The organism is Bacillus sp. SIMBA_031 (assembly GCF_046535225.1).
Lineage (GTDB): Bacteria > Bacillota > Bacilli > Bacillales > Bacillaceae > Bacillus > Bacillus velezensis.
On sequence record NZ_JAWRXC010000664.1, the window covers coordinates 1 to 237 of the forward strand.

Annotated in this window: 1 protein-coding gene; it reads right to left on the minus strand. The window is 54.9% G+C overall.

Going from position 1 to position 237, the window contains the following annotated elements:
- The coding region (locus SB724_RS21735; RefSeq protein WP_410573141.1) for a TrbG/VirB9 family P-type conjugative transfer protein at nucleotides 1-237 on the minus strand (237 nt) is incomplete at both ends.

A 237-nucleotide genomic window follows, 5' to 3' on the forward strand; every position in this document is an offset into this window, starting at 1 on the left:
GAGCGTTTGTTCTTCGTCCACGTGATCGTGATCTTCTTCTCGTCGCCGTCCGACCCGACCACCAGCATCGCTTTGTCAAACAGCTTGTCGACCTCATACAACGTCGGGTCGGAGGAGCTAGGACGCCAATTGACCAGCTCAGGCTTGTCGTCTTTGCCCAGCAAAACGAGTATCGGCGCTTCCGACGTCGTAATCGCATCGGGCATCTTGATATAGACCTTGAGGCCGTCGTTATAG